Below are 15,294 nucleotides of genomic sequence, written 5' to 3' on the forward strand. Positions count from 1 at the left end.
TTACTCCAAGCCAATTCCATGAGCTTGGAGTTAAAGCTTAGACTATGGCGCCTGTGTTACCAGATTAGACCTGCAACCAAAACGTCACAGGACCGTCATTCACCAAGGACACTTTCATATCGGCAGCGAAGCGGCCACGCTGTGTGGGTAAGACTTCTTCACACAAGTCAGAAAAGTAATCATACAAGCGCTCTGCATCAACAGGATGCGCACCGCGAGAAAAGCCAGCTCGCGTGCCTTTTTTTGTATCCGCAGGCAGCGTAAATTGAGAAACCACCAGCACTTTACCTTCCACCTGTTTAACGTTCAGGTTCATCTTGCCTTCGTCATCTTCGAACACACGGTAGGTTGTAACACGCTCCATTAAACGCTTTGCTTTAGCTTCATCGTCGTCCTTCTCTACGCCCAATAAGACCAGCAGACCACGATCAATTTCTCCTACGACTTCACCATCCACGCGGACGGCTGCTTCACTGACTCGTTGAATTAGCGCTATCACTACTCTCGCTTCCTTCATCTGTTAACTGAGATTCAGCGGTCGAGTGTATCATGTCTAAATCTTCACTCCAGTGCTCTCGCTCACCAAGCGCAGCCGTAACTTCCGCCCCCAATAACACGATCATCCAGCATAAATACACCCAAACAAATAAGATAGGAATCGCGGCTAACGCGCCGTAGATGAGCTGATAAGACGGAAACTGAGTAATGTAAAGCGCAAAGCCTTTTTTACTCAACTCGAACAGTATCGCGGCGACTGCTGCCCCCATGGCACCATGAGCGAGGTGTACTTTTTTATTCGGCACTAGAATATACAAGCCAAGAAAAGCAAAAAAGGACAGCAACAACGGTAGCCAACGCAGAAATAAATTAAACGCACCAGATAATGTCTCGTTCTCTAAAATTTGCAGCGAAGTCACGTACGACGTCGCCGCAATACTCGCACCGACCATGATCGGCCCTAACGTGAGTACCATCCAATACATAGAGAATGAAAAGACTAAACGGCGCTTGTCTTTAACTCGCCAAATGTAGTTTAAGTTCTTATCAATGTTGGAAATCAGCATGACCGCTGCGATGAATAAAAACCCACCGCCAACCGCGCTCATTTTGCCCGTATTCGCCACAAATTCCTGTAATGCCGTATGTACAGCTTCTCCAGAAGCTGGCACAAAATTCTCAATAATGTAGCCTTGCAGCACCTCACCAACGTTCGCAAAAACGGGAAATTTCGACAATATTGATAACAATACCGTCAGCATTGGCACGATGGATAACAAGGTAATGTAGGCAAGATAGCCCGCGTTCACATTCACACGGTCATGCGTTAATCGCTTAAGAAGATACTTAAAAAACGCGACGCAACTTGGCAGTAGATTGATTAATCTCGCCTTGTAACTCTCTGATAACTGGTTCATAGTTCATCCCATAATTAGCGCCGAGGACATAAGAATGCCTTATTTATTAGCAATTGTACTATCAATTTTCACTTTAACAGGGTGTCAATCTGCTTATTACTCAGCAATGGAGCAGGTTGGGTATCATAAACGAGATATTATGGTCGACCGCGTCGAAGATGCCAAAGAATCTCAACAAGATGCACAAGAAGAATTCACCAGTGCACTTGAAGCCTTGTCTGCGATCACCAACTTTGATGGTGGTGAGCTAGAAAATGTCTACAACAACATCAATGACAAATACGAAGATAGCGAAAAAGCGGCTCAAGACGTACGTGACCGTATTGCTGCGATTGAAGACGTATCTGGCGCACTGTTTGATGAGTGGCAAGATGAGCTAGAGCTGTACTCGAGTGCGAAACTGCGTCGTTCAAGCGAGCAAAAACTACGTGAAACCAAAGCCTCGTACAAAACCATGCTTAGCGCTATGAAGCGTGCAGAGAAAAAGATGACACCGGTACTGGATACGCTACGTGACAACACGTTGTACTTAAAACACAACCTTAACGCCAGTGCGATTGGTTCTTTGCAAGGTGAGTTCTCTAGCTTAGAGAAAGACATTCAGTTTGCGATCAAACAAATGAACGAAGCGATTGCAGAGTCCGATAAATTCCTACAAAAGCTCAATCAAAAGTAAATGATTTAGACCTCCTCCTAGTGAGGAGGTTTTAGTCGGCGACCTCACCGAGTAAACCGATGACTCTTCGAACAAAGCCTACCCTCTCTGGTACAGTTCCCCATGGCACTTCTACCACTTCATAACCCAACTCAGTATAGACACTCACTAACGACTGATGAATCTCCAATGCTTCTTCAAAGCTGTGCGGACGCACTTCATCTTGTACGTAAATGGATGCTTCAGGTCGACAAGTAAACACCTGACTATGGTACCCAGCGCTTTCGGTTAAGAAAGCTTGGTCAACCTTACAGCCGCCCACTTGTAGGTATGCAATGATGTCGGGGATGGCGCGATCAACAAACGCAACATCATGACAACGCGCATCCCTCTTTTGTTTGTCCATCAACCCAAGGCATAACTTGGCAAACTCAGGTAAATTCGTCCACGGCAAAACACCATTTTCTAACTGGCTTTGCTGCTCAATCAAGTCGCGAGAACCTTCAGGAAACGTGGCGTAACCACACGCGTCTAGCGCATTCAGCAGTGTTGTTTTTCCCGCACCTGGCCCACCGGTGATAATAATCGGGTTCATATTCAACTCCAGAAAACAAAAAGCCCCGAGCATAACTCGAGGCTTCTTCTTAATTGAATCGCTTAACGAAAATTATTTCGCGCCACGAGAAGCACGCTTACGGTCGCTTTCCGTTAGGAACTTCTTACGGATACGGATGCTTTCAGGCGTTACTTCTACTAGCTCGTCGTCATCGATGAATTCTAGTGCTTGCTCAAGAGTCATCTTGATAGGCGGGGTAAGAACCTGTGCGTCATCGGTACCAGATGCACGAACGTTGGTTAGCTGCTTACCTTTCAGTGCGTTTACCGTTAGGTCGTTGTCACGGCTGTGAATACCGATAACCATACCTTCGTAAACTTCAACACCGTGACCGATAAATAGACGACCACGCTCTTGAAGGTTGAACAGTGCGTTAGTTAGCGCTTTACCCATCGCGTTCGCGATTAGTACACCGTTTACACGTTGACCGATGTTACCGCCTTTGTGAGGGCCGTAGTGATCAAACGTATGGTAAAGAAGACCTGAACCTGAAGTCAGTGTCATGAATTCCGTTTGGAAACCGATCAGACCACGTGATGGCATAACGAAGTCCATACGCACACGACCTTTACCGTCTGGAGACATGTCTTTCAGCTCACCTTTACGTAGGCCGATGTTCTCCATGATGCCGCCTTGGTGCTCTTCCATTACGTCGATAGTTACCGTTTCGAACGGTTCCATCAACTGACCATCTTCTTCTTTGATGATTACTTCTGGACGAGATACTGCTAGCTCAAAGCCTTCACGACGCATGTTTTCGATCAGGATAGAAAGGTGAAGTTCACCACGACCTGATACGCGGAATTTATCTGGATCGTCTGTTTGCTCAACGCGTAGCGCAACGTTGTGTACCAATTCCTTCTCAAGACGCTCAAGGATGTTACGTGACGTTACGAACTTACCTTCTTTACCCGCGAATGGAGACGTGTTTACTTGGAACGTCATTGTTACTGTTGGTTCATCAACAGACAATGGTGGTAATGCTTCTACTGCGTTTTGTGCACAGATAGTGTCAGAAATTTTCAGCTCGCCAAGACCAGTGATTGCGATGATATCACCCGCGTTAGCTTGTTCCACTTCGTGACGCTCTAGGCCAAGGTAGCCCATTACTGTACCCACTTTACCGTTGCGAGTTTTACCGTCAGCACCAATAATGGTTACCTGCTGGTTTGGTTTAACGCTACCACGAGTTACGCGAGCCACGCCGATAACACCAACGTAAGAGCTGTAGTCTAGCTGAGAAACTTGCATCTGTAGTGGACCATCAAGGTCAACATTTGGCGCGTCAACAACATCAACGATAGTTTGGAATAGTGGTTCCATGTTCTCGCCAGTTTCGCCTTCTTCTAGAGAAGCCCAGCCGTTAAGTGCTGATGCGTAAACTACTTTAAAGTCTAGCTGGTCATCAGTTGCACCTAGGTTGTCGAATAGATCGAATACTTGGTCCATAACCCAATCAGGACGTGCACCAGGGCGGTCAATCTTGTTGATTACAACGATTGGTTTTAGACCGTGAGCAAACGCTTTTTGTGTTACGAAACGCGTTTGAGGCATTGGACCATCGACTGCGTCAACGATAAGTAGTACAGAGTCTACCATCGACATGATACGCTCAACTTCACCACCGAAGTCCGCGTGTCCCGGAGTATCTACGATGTTGATACGGTAATCGTTCCAGTCGATTGCTGTGTTTTTAGCAAGAATGGTAATACCGCGCTCTTTCTCGATGTCGTTCGAGTCCATGACTCGCTCTTCAGCTTCACCGCGAGACTCAAGCGTGCCTGATTGTTGTAGCAGCTTGTCAACCAACGTGGTTTTACCGTGGTCAACGTGCGCGATGATCGCGATATTTCTTAATTTATCAATCTGTGGAGTAGCCATGGATATTGATTCACTTAGATAGATGAAATGCCCCCACGCTGAGAACGGGTGCTCTCTGGCGACATTTGCTGATTAAAAAAACGGCCATAATGTACCAGATTTTAGCAAAAAGCCTAGAAATATGTGATCTACTCCCGAGCATTTCTGCGATTTTTACGCTTAATGCCCATTTTCTTCCTCAGAACGAATTGATTAAACGCAACTTTATTCTAATCGATGCATAATTCAAATTGACTCTTGCTCAAAAACTGGGCTGAATACGCAATGTACCTGTCACATTATGGTGCAACAATGATTTTTGGCACCATAATAGTGCAAGCAAAGATCATTTTGGTGCAAGCAAGTGCACCAAACTAGCATTCAAAAACACAATTGCTTGAAATTAATGGAATATTTTTTTTGGCACGGTTTTGGCTTTAGTTAAAACAGCATCGATTAATGAAAAGTCAAATTGATTAATCAATGCCAGGTTTCATGAATAATTCATAAATCGAGCTTTTACCGCTTATTAACACTGGAGGTTATCCAAGATGTCAGTAGAAAACGTTCTATCGCTGATCCAAGAAAACGAAGTTAAGTTTGTTGACCTACGCTTCACTGATACAAAAGGTAAAGAGCAGCACATTTCGATCCCTGCTCACCAAATCGACGCAGACTTCTTCGAAGAAGGTAAAATGTTCGATGGTTCATCAGTTGCTGGCTGGAAAGGTATCAACGAATCAGACATGGTAATGATGCCTGACGCATCTTCTGCTGTGCTTGACCCATTCACGGAAGACGCAACACTAAATATCCGTTGTGACATCTTAGAGCCTGCAACAATGCAAGGCTATGACCGTGACCCACGCTCTATCGCAAAACGCGCTGAAGACTTCATGCGTTCTACAGGTGTTGCAGATACTGTACTTATCGGTCCTGAGCCAGAATTCTTCCTATTTGATGACGTGAAGTTCTCGACGGACATGTCAGGCTCTTTCTTCAAGATCGACGACGTAGAAGCGGCATGGAACACAGGTTCTGACTACGAAGAAGGTAACAAAGGTCACCGTCCAGGCGTTAAAGGTGGTTACTTCCCAGTAGCTCCAGTAGATTCATCTCAAGACATCCGTTCTGCTATGTGTCTAGTAATGGAAGAAATGGGTCTTGTTGTTGAAGCGCACCACCACGAAGTGGCAACGGCGGGTCAAAACGAAATCGCAACTCGTTTCAACACGCTAACAACCAAAGCTGACGAAATCCAAATCTACAAGTACGTTGTACACAACGTTGCTCACGCGTTTGGTAAAACAGCGACGTTTATGCCTAAACCACTTGTTGGCGACAACGGCAGCGGTATGCACGTTCACCAGTCTCTAGCAAAAGATGGCGTAAACCTATTTGCTGGTGACAAGTACGGCGGTCTATCTGAAATGGCGCTTTACTACATCGGTGGTATCATCAAACACGCTCGTGCAATCAACGCATTCGCTAACCCATCAACAAACTCGTACAAACGTCTTGTACCAGGCTTCGAAGCACCAGTAATGCTAGCTTACTCAGCGCGTAACCGCTCTGCTTCAATCCGTATCCCAGTGGTACCAAGCCCGAAAGCACGTCGTATCGAAGTTCGTTTCGGTGACCCAGCGGCGAACCCATACCTATGTTTCGCAGCAATGCTTATGGCTGGTCTTGACGGTATCAAGAATAAGATCCACCCAGGCGAAGCGATGGATAAAGACCTTTACGATCTTCCAGCTGAAGAAGCAGCAGAAATCCCAACTGTTGCATACTCACTAAAAGACGCGCTAGCAGAGCTAGATGCTGATCGTGAGTTCTTAACAGCGGGCGGCGTATTCTCTGACGACTTCATCGATTCATACATCGACCTTAAGTCTCAGGACGTAGAGCGTGTGAACATGACAACTCACCCTGTTGAGTTCGAACTTTACTACTCTGTGTAAGGTCGACACTGTGTAAAATGTAAACACAGCAATAAAATATTAGGCTCGCCTCGCAGGCGGGCCTTTTTTGTATTCGCCACTCAAGCTTCGACGTTTAACATGAGGGGATAATAAAAATACGCTTAGAATTTTTCCTTACAGGTCAAAGAGCTAAGCCATTGAAACGTGAAATCATCGAACAAGAGAAGGTGAGCAATGAAAGTTCAGCTTATTCCATCACTGTGTGCACTCAGCGGATTGTTAATCGCCTCTATCGCCTTCGCGCAGGTCGCGTATACGTGGGTAGATGAAAATGGCGTGGTTCACTTTAGTGATACGCCAAACAAAGGAGCAAAAGCGATCGCACTGCCAAACCTTGAAGCCAGCGCACCAGCTCCTGAGGTAGAAAGTACTGAATCGCTCGCACCTCAGACTACGCCATCTACTGCATCACAAAACAAGCCAGAGAAAACAACCGAGAAGCCTCTTCCATTACAACTCTCGATGCTGACTCCCAAGCACAACGAGACCATCCGCAGCAATCGAGGCATCATCAATATTCAATTAGAAACCAATCGCAAGCTTGGTATCGGTGAGCAATTGCAATTGTTACTCGATGGAAAACCTTATGGTGCACCACAAAGCCATATAGTGTGGCAGTTAAACAATATTGACCGAGGCACTCACACACTTGCTGTGCACGCGAAAAGAAGCGGCAAGCTTATTGCATCTACTAGCCCTATAACGGTGCATTTACATAGAGCAAGTGTTAAGCCGACCGTAAAAGGGGCAAAATAGAATATCTGGTGAAAAAAATCACATCACAGCGGTGCTTTTCACTTTTTCTTCTAAGATTTATTCGCCATACTTAACGTTCAATTGCACCATTATTGTGCATCGCACAATCTTAAAGCAAAACAAGGACGTAATGTGGATACCAGTCTTCCTAGTGCCATTCTCAACAATATGGTGACAGCAACGCTGATTCTTGATGATGGATTGGCCATCCGTTATGCCAATCCGGCTGCCGAGTTGCTATTTTCTCAAAGCGCCAAACGAATTATTGAACAATCACTTTCTCAATTGATTCAGCATGCGTCGCTGGATCTCGCGCTGCTCACTCAACCGTTGCAAAGTGGCCAAAGCATCACCGACAGTGACGTCACTTTCGTTGTTGATGGCCGCCCTTTAATGCTAGAGGTGACGGTTAGCCCTATCACTTGGCAAAAGCAGTTGATGCTTCTGGTCGAGATGCGCAAAATTGATCAGCAGCGCCGACTCTCTCAAGAACTGAACCAACACGCCCAACAACAAGCGGCGAAGCTGTTAGTCCGAGGGCTTGCACATGAGATCAAAAATCCGCTTGGCGGCTTACGCGGTGCGGCGCAATTGTTAGAAAAAATGCTGCCAGAGCCCTCTCTCACCGAATATACACACATCATCATTGAGCAAGCAGACCGTTTAAGGGCGCTCGTGGATCGATTACTAGGACCGCAGAAGCCAGGTAAGAAGACACAAGAGAATCTGCACCAAATTCTTGAAAAGGTTCGCCAGCTGGTTGAATTAGAGTCACAACGCTCAATCATCATTGAACGAGATTATGACCCAAGCTTGCCAGAGATTTTGATGGATACAGACCAAATCGAGCAGGCAATGCTTAATATCGTCAGCAACGCCGCACAAATTCTTAGCCATCAAGAACACGGGAAAATAACCATTCGCACCAGAACGGTGCATCAAGCCAATATTCACGGCAAACGCTGTAAACTCGCTGCTCGTGTCGAAATCACAGACAACGGCCCAGGTATTCCACCGGAACTACAAGACACGCTGTTCTATCCCATGGTCAGTGGCCGCGAGGGAGGAACTGGATTAGGGCTATCTATTTCGCAAAATTTGATCGACCAGCACAATGGAAAAATAGACGTAGAAAGCTGGCCTGGTCACACAACATTTACTATTTATCTGCCGATCTGAGTGCGCTAATGGACTTCAAGTCGCGTCAGTTTTTCGGTTTGCTGCAAGGATTACTACATGAGTAAAGGATATGTTTGGGTCGTTGATGACGACAGTTCAATTCGCTGGGTAATGGAGAAAACGCTCTCCTCTGCCAACATCAAATGTGAAACCTATGCCGATGGAGAAAGCGTGTTAATGGCGCTCGAACGCGAAGTGCCGGATGTTCTAGTATCAGACATTCGCATGCCAGGTATTGATGGGTTGGAGCTACTAAAGCAAGTACAGCGCGATTACCCAGACCTTCCCGTGATTATCATGACCGCGCATTCAGATTTAGATGCGGCAGTGAATGCGTACCAAAAAGGTGCTTTTGAATATTTACCAAAACCTTTTGATATTGATGAAACTTTAACTCTGGTTGAACGAGCCATTGCACACAGCCACGAAAACAAACGCGAGCAGCTCTCTCCAGAAGACATTCCAGCAGAAACGCCTGAAATTATCGGTGAAGCACCAGCGATGCAAGAGGTGTTTCGCGCCATTGGTCGTCTTTCTCGCTCCTCTATTTCAGTCTTGATTAACGGTGAATCGGGCACGGGTAAAGAACTCGTTGCTCATGCACTGCACCGTCACAGTCCACGTGCTAACAAACCTTTCATTGCGCTCAATATGGCGGCGATTCCCAAAGACTTGATTGAATCAGAACTGTTTGGCCACGAAAAAGGCGCGTTTACGGGGGCAAACAATGTTCGTCAAGGACGATTCGAACAAGCCAATGGCGGCACTCTATTTTTAGACGAAATCGGCGACATGCCATTGGACATTCAAACTCGTTTACTACGCGTTCTAGCTGACGGGCAGTTTTATCGAGTGGGCGGTCACTCTCCGATCAGTGTCGATGTACGAATTGTCGCGGCAACACACCAGAACTTAGAAAAGCTGGTGCACGAAGGTGACTTTCGTGAGGACCTATTTCATCGCTTAAACGTGATTCGCGTTCAGATCCCGGCACTGCGTGAGCGTAAGCAAGACATTGAAAAGCTTACACAGCATTTTCTTATCCGTGCGGCTGATGAGCTTGGTGTGGAAACAAAAACTCTCCACCCGTCGACTGTAGAGATTCTTAACCGCCTTGATTGGCCTGGCAACGTGCGTCAATTAGAGAATATTTGCCGTTGGTTAACCGTTATGGCCAGTGGTAGCGAGGTGTTACCAAATGACTTGCCAAGCGAACTACTAGAAGAGAAAAAATCCATTTCAGACTCTGCACATGGTAGTTGGCAAGAACAATTGGCGGATTGGGCACGGCATTCACTCGCAGCAGGAGATAAAGAACTACTTTCTTACGCTTTACCAGAATTTGAACGCATTTTATTAGAAGCAGCCTTAGAGCACACTAAAGGTCATAAGCAAGATGCCGCTAAAGTATTAGGCTGGGGGCGAAATACACTCACCAGAAAATTAAAAGAATTGTACTGACAATCACTTACGTGGTGCGTTAACAACGAGCGTCGTTTGTCACTCGATATTAATAAAAACATCAGTACAATTGTGGCGCACCACCATCTATGTGATTAGGCGATGTCTACTGCTACGACTCAAATTACACTGCGTACTGCTGTTCTGATTCCATTTGTCATGATCTTCTTACTGGCGATCGGTGTCATTGTCTACGTCCAAAAACAAAGTTACGAAGAAGTGGTCACGGATATCAGTGACAAGCAACTTTCCGTGTTAACCGAAAGTGTCCACGACCACCTCAATAGCTATCTACGTAAGCCTTTTACTGCGGTTATGGCTCTCGCGCACAACGTCAGCTATCACAACCTTTATCGCCCTCACGATACCTCAGACATTCAAAACTACCTGCTAAGTGCATTCAAAAATCTTTACCAATCGATACCGCAGTTGGATGTAATCGCATTTGGTTCAGAAAACGGCGACTTTGCAGGCTTTCGCCGCGAACTTTCCGACGATTACACCTTAATGGTGCAAGATCGCCACACCGATGGTGATCTGGTTATTTATGGAACCAACCATGTGAGTAACAACATTCGAACGGTTATCTCCCAATACGATCCTCGCACTCGCCCATGGTATAAGCCCGTTGCAGAGAGCCAAAACGCCACTTGGTCTGAAATTTATACCAATGCTGATGAACGCCAGGATATTACGCTATCAGCCATGACGCCGGTGTACAAACACGACCAATTTGCTGGTGTTTTGGTGACAGACATTCGTATCAATACATTCAACGAATTCCTGCGCGAGTTAAAATACAACACTAAAGCGTCGGTCTACATCATGGACCCAGATCATCGTTTAATCGCTCACTCAGGCCCGGGAAGCGTCATCTCATGGGGCACAAAATTTTCGGATAAAGGGCAGCGTTTGCTTGCCGCTGAAAACGCAGACCCGATCATCAAAATCAGTGCGAGCCGAGTCCGGTCTTTCGATCTCAACAACACCAAGCAACCTTATACTTTTTCATTTGAACATGATGGCCAACGTATTTTCAGTCGGCTAACCCCGTATCGAGACCAAGACGGCTTAACATGGTTTATCGGCACCTCCATTTCGGAGTCTGAGCTTCTCGGCCTGTTACCAAAAAGCCAGCAAGAGAGCTGGCTCGTTGGCATTATTGTAAGCCTATTTGGTATCGCCATCAGTTGGATCATTTTCAACCGAGTTACCAGACCAATTAACGCGACGGCCGCCGCCGCTCAGCACCTGGCAAATGGGGATTGGGATAGCGGCATGCCAAAGCCTGGTTATGTGTATGAGACAACCGTACTGGTCCATGCTTTTAATGAAATGGCGAACAATCTAAGAGCTTCATTCAAAGCATTGCGTGAACAGTTGGTTTATGACTCTCTGACACGCTTATATAGCCGTCAGGGTTTGGTCGAAATCTGTGAAAATCAGTCTGATCTTTGTCACGGCAGTTTATTTTTACTTGGTATCAACAAATTTAGAGATATCAACGACAGTGTGGGTCATCACAACGGCGACCAGTTGTTGGTCAGCATCGCTAAAAGGTTAAAACAGCAGTTTCGTGACAACGCATTATTGGCTCGGATTGGTGGTGATGAGTTCGCGGTGTTTCTCTCAAATGTCGACACTGAAACCAAAATTAAACAAACCGAGCGTCGATTACAGCAACTCTTTTCCACCCCATTTATGGTGGAAGGCGAGAATGTAGTGATGAAGATTTCACTTGGTATTGTACAAACCCAGCCAAACGAAACCATGCCTTTATGGTTACGCAACGCCAGCATCGCATTAAGTTACGCCAAACAAGACTCACTGACTGGTGTTTGTCACTACAGCCCAGAACTAGCGAGCGCTTCAAAGTTTCGTACGCAAATGCTGACCAAGATCCAAACTGGCATTGAAAACCGAGAGTTTATTCCTCATTACCAACCGATTGTGGATCTCGTCAGTGGCACAGTGTGTGGCGCCGAAGCACTGGCGCGTTGGCATAGCGACTCAGGTATGGTGTCACCATTAGATTTTATTCCAATCGCGGAAGAAAGCGGCATGATCAAAGCCATTGGCCAACAGATTCTGTTACAAGCTTGTCGCGACACTTACCAAGCGATCGAAAGCAAACAGTGGCCGTCGGACTTCCAACTGCATGTGAATATCTCCGTTAATCAACTATCTTGCCCAAGTTTTGTCGATACGGTGACAAGCGTATTGGATATCACGAAATTACCAGCAAGTAACCTCACACTAGAGATCACAGAATCACGCATCATTGATAGCGCACCGACCACACTAGAAAACATGACTAAACTGCGTGAAATGGGTATTGGTATCGCGATAGATGACTTTGGCACTGGTTACTCATCACTGGGTTACCTCCACTCTCTACCGTTTACTTGCTTGAAGATTGATCGCACCTTCATCAATCAACTCACACAAGAAAACTTAAACAGTTCAGTCGTCGCTGCCGTCATCAATATCACAGCAGGTCTCAAAACTAATGTCGTCGCGGAAGGTGTCGAGGATAGCAATCAAGCACAATTACTGCGCTCTTTAGGCTGTAATCAGGTGCAAGGCTTCTACTACAGCCGCCCTATGCCACTAGAAGAATGGCCAACACATTTGGTGAACATGAAGTAGAAAAGAGCGAGAATCGTTGATTTCCTAGTCATCCTCTACTGACAATCTACCCAACTGTTATTTATACTTAACTGCAAATCTTACCCATGTATTGTCACAGATGATGTTTGGGCCCTGTTCCAGTTCATAACTATCCGGATCGACAAAATGATAACGAAGAACCTTCCTCTTACTGATTTGCACCGTCACCTCGACGGTAACATTCGTACTAAAACGATTCTTGAGCTAGGCCAAAAGTTTGGCATTGCCCTACCAGCGTACGATATTGAGTCTCTCACTCCTCACGTTCAAATTGTCGAAGCGGAACCCTCTCTTGTTGCTTTCCTTTCTAAGCTCGACTGGGGTGTTGCTGTCCTGGGCGATCTAGATGCATGTCGTCGTGTCGCGTACGAAAACGTAGAAGACGCGCTAAACGCACAAATCGATTACGCAGAGCTGCGTTTCTCTCCTTACTACATGGCGATGAAACACAAACTACCAGTAGCGGGGGTTGTTGAAGCCGTCGTGGACGGTGTGCAAGCGGGTATGCGCGATTTTGGCGTGAAAGCCAACCTGATCGGTATCATGAGTCGCACATTTGGCACTGACGCATGTCAACAAGAACTGGACGGCATTCTGAGCCAGAAAGATCACATCGTTGCCGTCGACCTTGCGGGGGACGAGCTAGGCCAACCGGGTGATCGCTTTGTGTCTCACTTCAAGCAAGTACGCGATGCTGGCCTTGGGGTAACGGTCCATGCTGGTGAAGCAGCAGGTGCAGAGAGCATGTGGCAAGCAATCAATGAGCTGGGCGCAACTCGTATCGGTCACGGCGTAAAAGCGATTCACGATCCAAAACTGATGGATTACCTAGCAGAAAACCGCATTGGTATTGAATCTTGCCTGACGTCAAACTACCAAACAAGTACGGTAGAAACGCTAGAAAACCACCCTCTCAAGCAGTTCCTAGAGCATGGCGTTCTTGCGTGTTTGAACACTGACGATCCAGCGGTTGAAGGCATCGAACTGCCATACGAATACGAAGTAGCGGCACCAGCCGCTGGCCTGAGCCAAGACCAGATTCGCCAAGCGCAAATCAATGGCCTTGAGATTGCGTTCCTTTCAGAAGCAGAAAAATCGGAACTGAGAGAAAAAGTAAAAGATCGCGCTTAAATCCAGCGAAAACATAAAAAAATGCCAGCATCTGCTGGCATTTTTTATATCTTGAATCTGTATCTCTGATTAAATAACACGAGAGAATTGTTGCTGACGTGCCTTTGCTCGCAGGTACTTATCGAAGCTCATACAAATATTACGGATCAGCAAACGACCTCGCAGCGTCACACGAATTTCATTGTCATCCACTTCCACCAGCTCATCGTTGATGAAGGTCTGAAGTAGCTGTAAGTCTTCTTTAAAGTACTGATCAAACTTCACTTTAAACTCAGACTCAATGGCTTTCTTGTCTAACTTGAAGTTACAAATCAGCTGCTTAATCACTTCACGACGGAGCAAATCATCGGAGTCCAGAGAGACCCCTTTCCATAGAGCGTGACGAAGTTCGTTGACTTGAGCGTAGTATTTCTTCAGCTCTTTCTGGTTTTGCGCGTACGCATCGCCGATCATCGAGATTGCAGAAACACCAAAGCCAACCAAGTCACATTCACCTTGTGTGGTGTAGCCTTGGAAATTGCGATGCAAAATACCTTCGCGCTGGGCAACAGCAAGTTCATCGTCCGGCAAAGCAAAGTGGTCCATACCGATAAATTGGTAGCCAGCACCGGTCAGTGTCGCGATGGTGTCTTGCAGAATCGCCATCTTCTCTTCTGCCTTTGGCAGGTCTTCGTCTTTAATCTTACGCTGCGCTGCAAATAGCTGTGGCATGTGCGCGTAGTTAAACACGGATAGACGGCCCGGCTGCATCTCTAGCACTTGTTCTAGAGTCTTGGCAAAAGATTCTTTGGTCTGCTTCGGTAAACCGTAAATCAAATCTAGGTTCGTCGAACGAAAGCCTAACTCTTTTGCGCGCGCAACCATCGCAACGATGAACTCTTCATCTTGCTCACGATTCACCAGTTTTTGCACTTCTTTGTTGAAGTCCTGAACACCGATGCTCAAGCGATTGAAGCCTTCACTACGCAGATGATCCAGCATGATCAGCTCGATTTCACGCGGGTCAACCTCGATACTGATTTCAGCATCGCTACTAAAAGTAAACTCTTGGCGTAGCAGGCTCATTACACGCGTGATTTGCTTTTCAGAGAGAAACGTCGGTGTACCACCACCAAAATGCAATTGCGTCACGGTGCGACCAACAAGTAATGCAGCACGTTGACGAATTTCGTGTTCAAGCACGTCGAGGTATTCATCCGCTTTGTGCGAGTGGCGCGTAATGACTTTATTACATCCACAGTAGTAACAAAGCTTGTGACAGAACGGAATGTGTACGTACAGCGATAATGGGCGTTCTGGGTATTGAGTGCATGCCATATCATAATCAGAAATGGTGAACGCTTCATGAAACTCCAGCGCCGTTGGGTACGACGTATAACGAGGCCCGGAATAGTTGTACTTATCCAATACCGCTTGATCCCAGACTATTTGCTGTTTCGATTCAGTGTGTTGATTCGACATGGTGGTACTTTCCGTTAAATGCTAGGGCAACGAAAGCCGTCACCCGATATTCAGAGCCGCTATTTTGCCATACGACGATGACAAGCGTGGCAACGCCGACTGGCTTTT

General features: G+C 46.4%; 12 protein-coding genes. 7 read left to right on the top strand and 5 right to left on the bottom strand.

Annotated elements, in window-relative coordinates; genetic code table 11:
• Positions 1 to 64: 64 nt before the first annotated feature.
• Entirely contained in the window at positions 65 to 499 is a 435-nt protein-coding gene (dtd, locus tag J4N43_RS14945) for a D-aminoacyl-tRNA deacylase (RefSeq protein ID WP_005379282.1), read from the bottom strand.
• Positions 471 to 1,415 (bottom strand): virulence factor BrkB family protein, encoded by a 945-nt coding sequence (locus J4N43_RS14950; protein ID WP_005379281.1) that lies wholly within the window; start codon positions 1,413 to 1,415, stop codon positions 471 to 473. Before J4N43_RS14950 ends, dtd begins: the two co-directional genes overlap by 29 nt.
• 34 nt (positions 1,416 to 1,449) lie before the next feature.
• On the opposite strand from J4N43_RS14950, the gene J4N43_RS14955 reads away from it, so the two are divergent.
• Positions 1,450 to 2,091 (top strand): DUF2959 domain-containing protein, encoded by a 642-nt coding sequence (locus J4N43_RS14955; protein ID WP_005382972.1) that lies wholly within the window; start codon positions 1,450 to 1,452, stop codon positions 2,089 to 2,091.
• Between the two features lie 31 nt (positions 2,092 to 2,122).
• Here the strand turns inward: J4N43_RS14955 and J4N43_RS14960 are convergent, their stop codons facing one another.
• Positions 2,123 to 2,665: an AAA family ATPase gene (locus tag J4N43_RS14960; RefSeq protein WP_252094119.1), complete on the bottom strand. Its 543-nt coding sequence runs from the start codon at positions 2,663 to 2,665 to the stop codon at positions 2,123 to 2,125.
• 72 nt (positions 2,666 to 2,737) lie between these two features.
• Positions 2,738 to 4,567: a translational GTPase TypA gene (gene typA, locus J4N43_RS14965; RefSeq protein WP_005379276.1), complete on the bottom strand. Its 1,830-nt coding sequence runs from the start codon at positions 4,565 to 4,567 to the stop codon at positions 2,738 to 2,740.
• A 530-nt stretch (positions 4,568 to 5,097) separates the two neighbouring features.
• On the opposite strand from typA, the gene glnA reads away from it, so the two are divergent.
• From glnA to add, 6 genes are all read left to right on the top strand, one after another.
• Positions 5,098 to 6,507, top strand: a complete 1,410-nt coding sequence (glnA, locus tag J4N43_RS14970) for a glutamate--ammonia ligase (RefSeq protein WP_005379275.1) — start codon at positions 5,098 to 5,100, stop codon at positions 6,505 to 6,507.
• A 195-nt stretch (positions 6,508 to 6,702) separates the two neighbouring features.
• Complete coding sequence (locus J4N43_RS14975; protein WP_053307274.1) at positions 6,703 to 7,284, top strand: DUF4124 domain-containing protein; 582 nt, start codon at positions 6,703 to 6,705, stop codon at positions 7,282 to 7,284.
• 132 nt (positions 7,285 to 7,416) lie between these two features.
• The gene (gene glnL / locus J4N43_RS14980) at positions 7,417 to 8,463 is read left to right on the top strand and encodes a nitrogen regulation protein NR(II) (RefSeq protein ID WP_017821940.1); all 1,047 of its coding nucleotides are present in this window, start codon (positions 7,417 to 7,419) and stop codon (positions 8,461 to 8,463) included.
• A 57-nt stretch (positions 8,464 to 8,520) separates the two neighbouring features.
• On the top strand, positions 8,521 to 9,924 hold the full coding sequence (glnG, locus tag J4N43_RS14985) for a nitrogen regulation protein NR(I) (protein WP_005379267.1): 1,404 nt from the start codon (positions 8,521 to 8,523) through the stop codon (positions 9,922 to 9,924).
• 102 nt (positions 9,925 to 10,026) lie between these two features.
• Positions 10,027 to 12,573, top strand: a complete 2,547-nt coding sequence (gene gepA / locus J4N43_RS14990; RefSeq protein ID WP_053349757.1) for a phosphodiesterase GepA — start codon at positions 10,027 to 10,029, stop codon at positions 12,571 to 12,573.
• A gap of 147 nt (positions 12,574 to 12,720) precedes the next feature.
• Positions 12,721 to 13,725, top strand: a complete 1,005-nt coding sequence (add, locus tag J4N43_RS14995) for an adenosine deaminase (RefSeq protein ID WP_005382965.1) — start codon at positions 12,721 to 12,723, stop codon at positions 13,723 to 13,725.
• A gap of 69 nt (positions 13,726 to 13,794) precedes the next feature.
• Here add and hemN read toward each other — a convergent pair whose 3' ends face one another.
• Positions 13,795 to 15,186: an oxygen-independent coproporphyrinogen III oxidase gene (gene hemN, locus J4N43_RS15000; protein WP_158159536.1), complete on the bottom strand. Its 1,392-nt coding sequence runs from the start codon at positions 15,184 to 15,186 to the stop codon at positions 13,795 to 13,797.
• Positions 15,187 to 15,294: the final 108 nt, after the last annotated feature.

It is taken from the genome of Vibrio sp. SCSIO 43009, from assembly GCF_023716525.1.
Lineage (GTDB): Bacteria > Pseudomonadota > Gammaproteobacteria > Enterobacterales > Vibrionaceae > Vibrio > Vibrio alginolyticus.

Coding starts and splice junctions, on each gene's coding strand:
- add (WP_005382965.1), top strand. CDS start 12,721: ATGATAACGAAGAACCTTCCTCTTACTGATTTGCACCGTCACCTCGAC.
- J4N43_RS14955 (WP_005382972.1), top strand. CDS start 1,450: ATGCCTTATTTATTAGCAATTGTACTATCAATTTTCACTTTAACAGGG.
- hemN (WP_158159536.1), bottom strand. CDS start 15,186: ATGTCGAATCAACACACTGAATCGAAACAGCAAATAGTCTGGGATCAA.
- J4N43_RS14975 (WP_053307274.1), top strand. CDS start 6,703: ATGAAAGTTCAGCTTATTCCATCACTGTGTGCACTCAGCGGATTGTTA.
- glnA (WP_005379275.1), top strand. CDS start 5,098: ATGTCAGTAGAAAACGTTCTATCGCTGATCCAAGAAAACGAAGTTAAG.
- gepA (WP_053349757.1), top strand. CDS start 10,027: ATGTCTACTGCTACGACTCAAATTACACTGCGTACTGCTGTTCTGATT.
- J4N43_RS14960 (WP_252094119.1), bottom strand. CDS start 2,665: ATGAACCCGATTATTATCACCGGTGGGCCAGGTGCGGGAAAAACAACA.
- typA (WP_005379276.1), bottom strand. CDS start 4,567: ATGGCTACTCCACAGATTGATAAATTAAGAAATATCGCGATCATCGCG.
- J4N43_RS14950 (WP_005379281.1), bottom strand. CDS start 1,415: ATGAACCAGTTATCAGAGAGTTACAAGGCGAGATTAATCAATCTACTG.
- glnG (WP_005379267.1), top strand. CDS start 8,521: ATGAGTAAAGGATATGTTTGGGTCGTTGATGACGACAGTTCAATTCGC.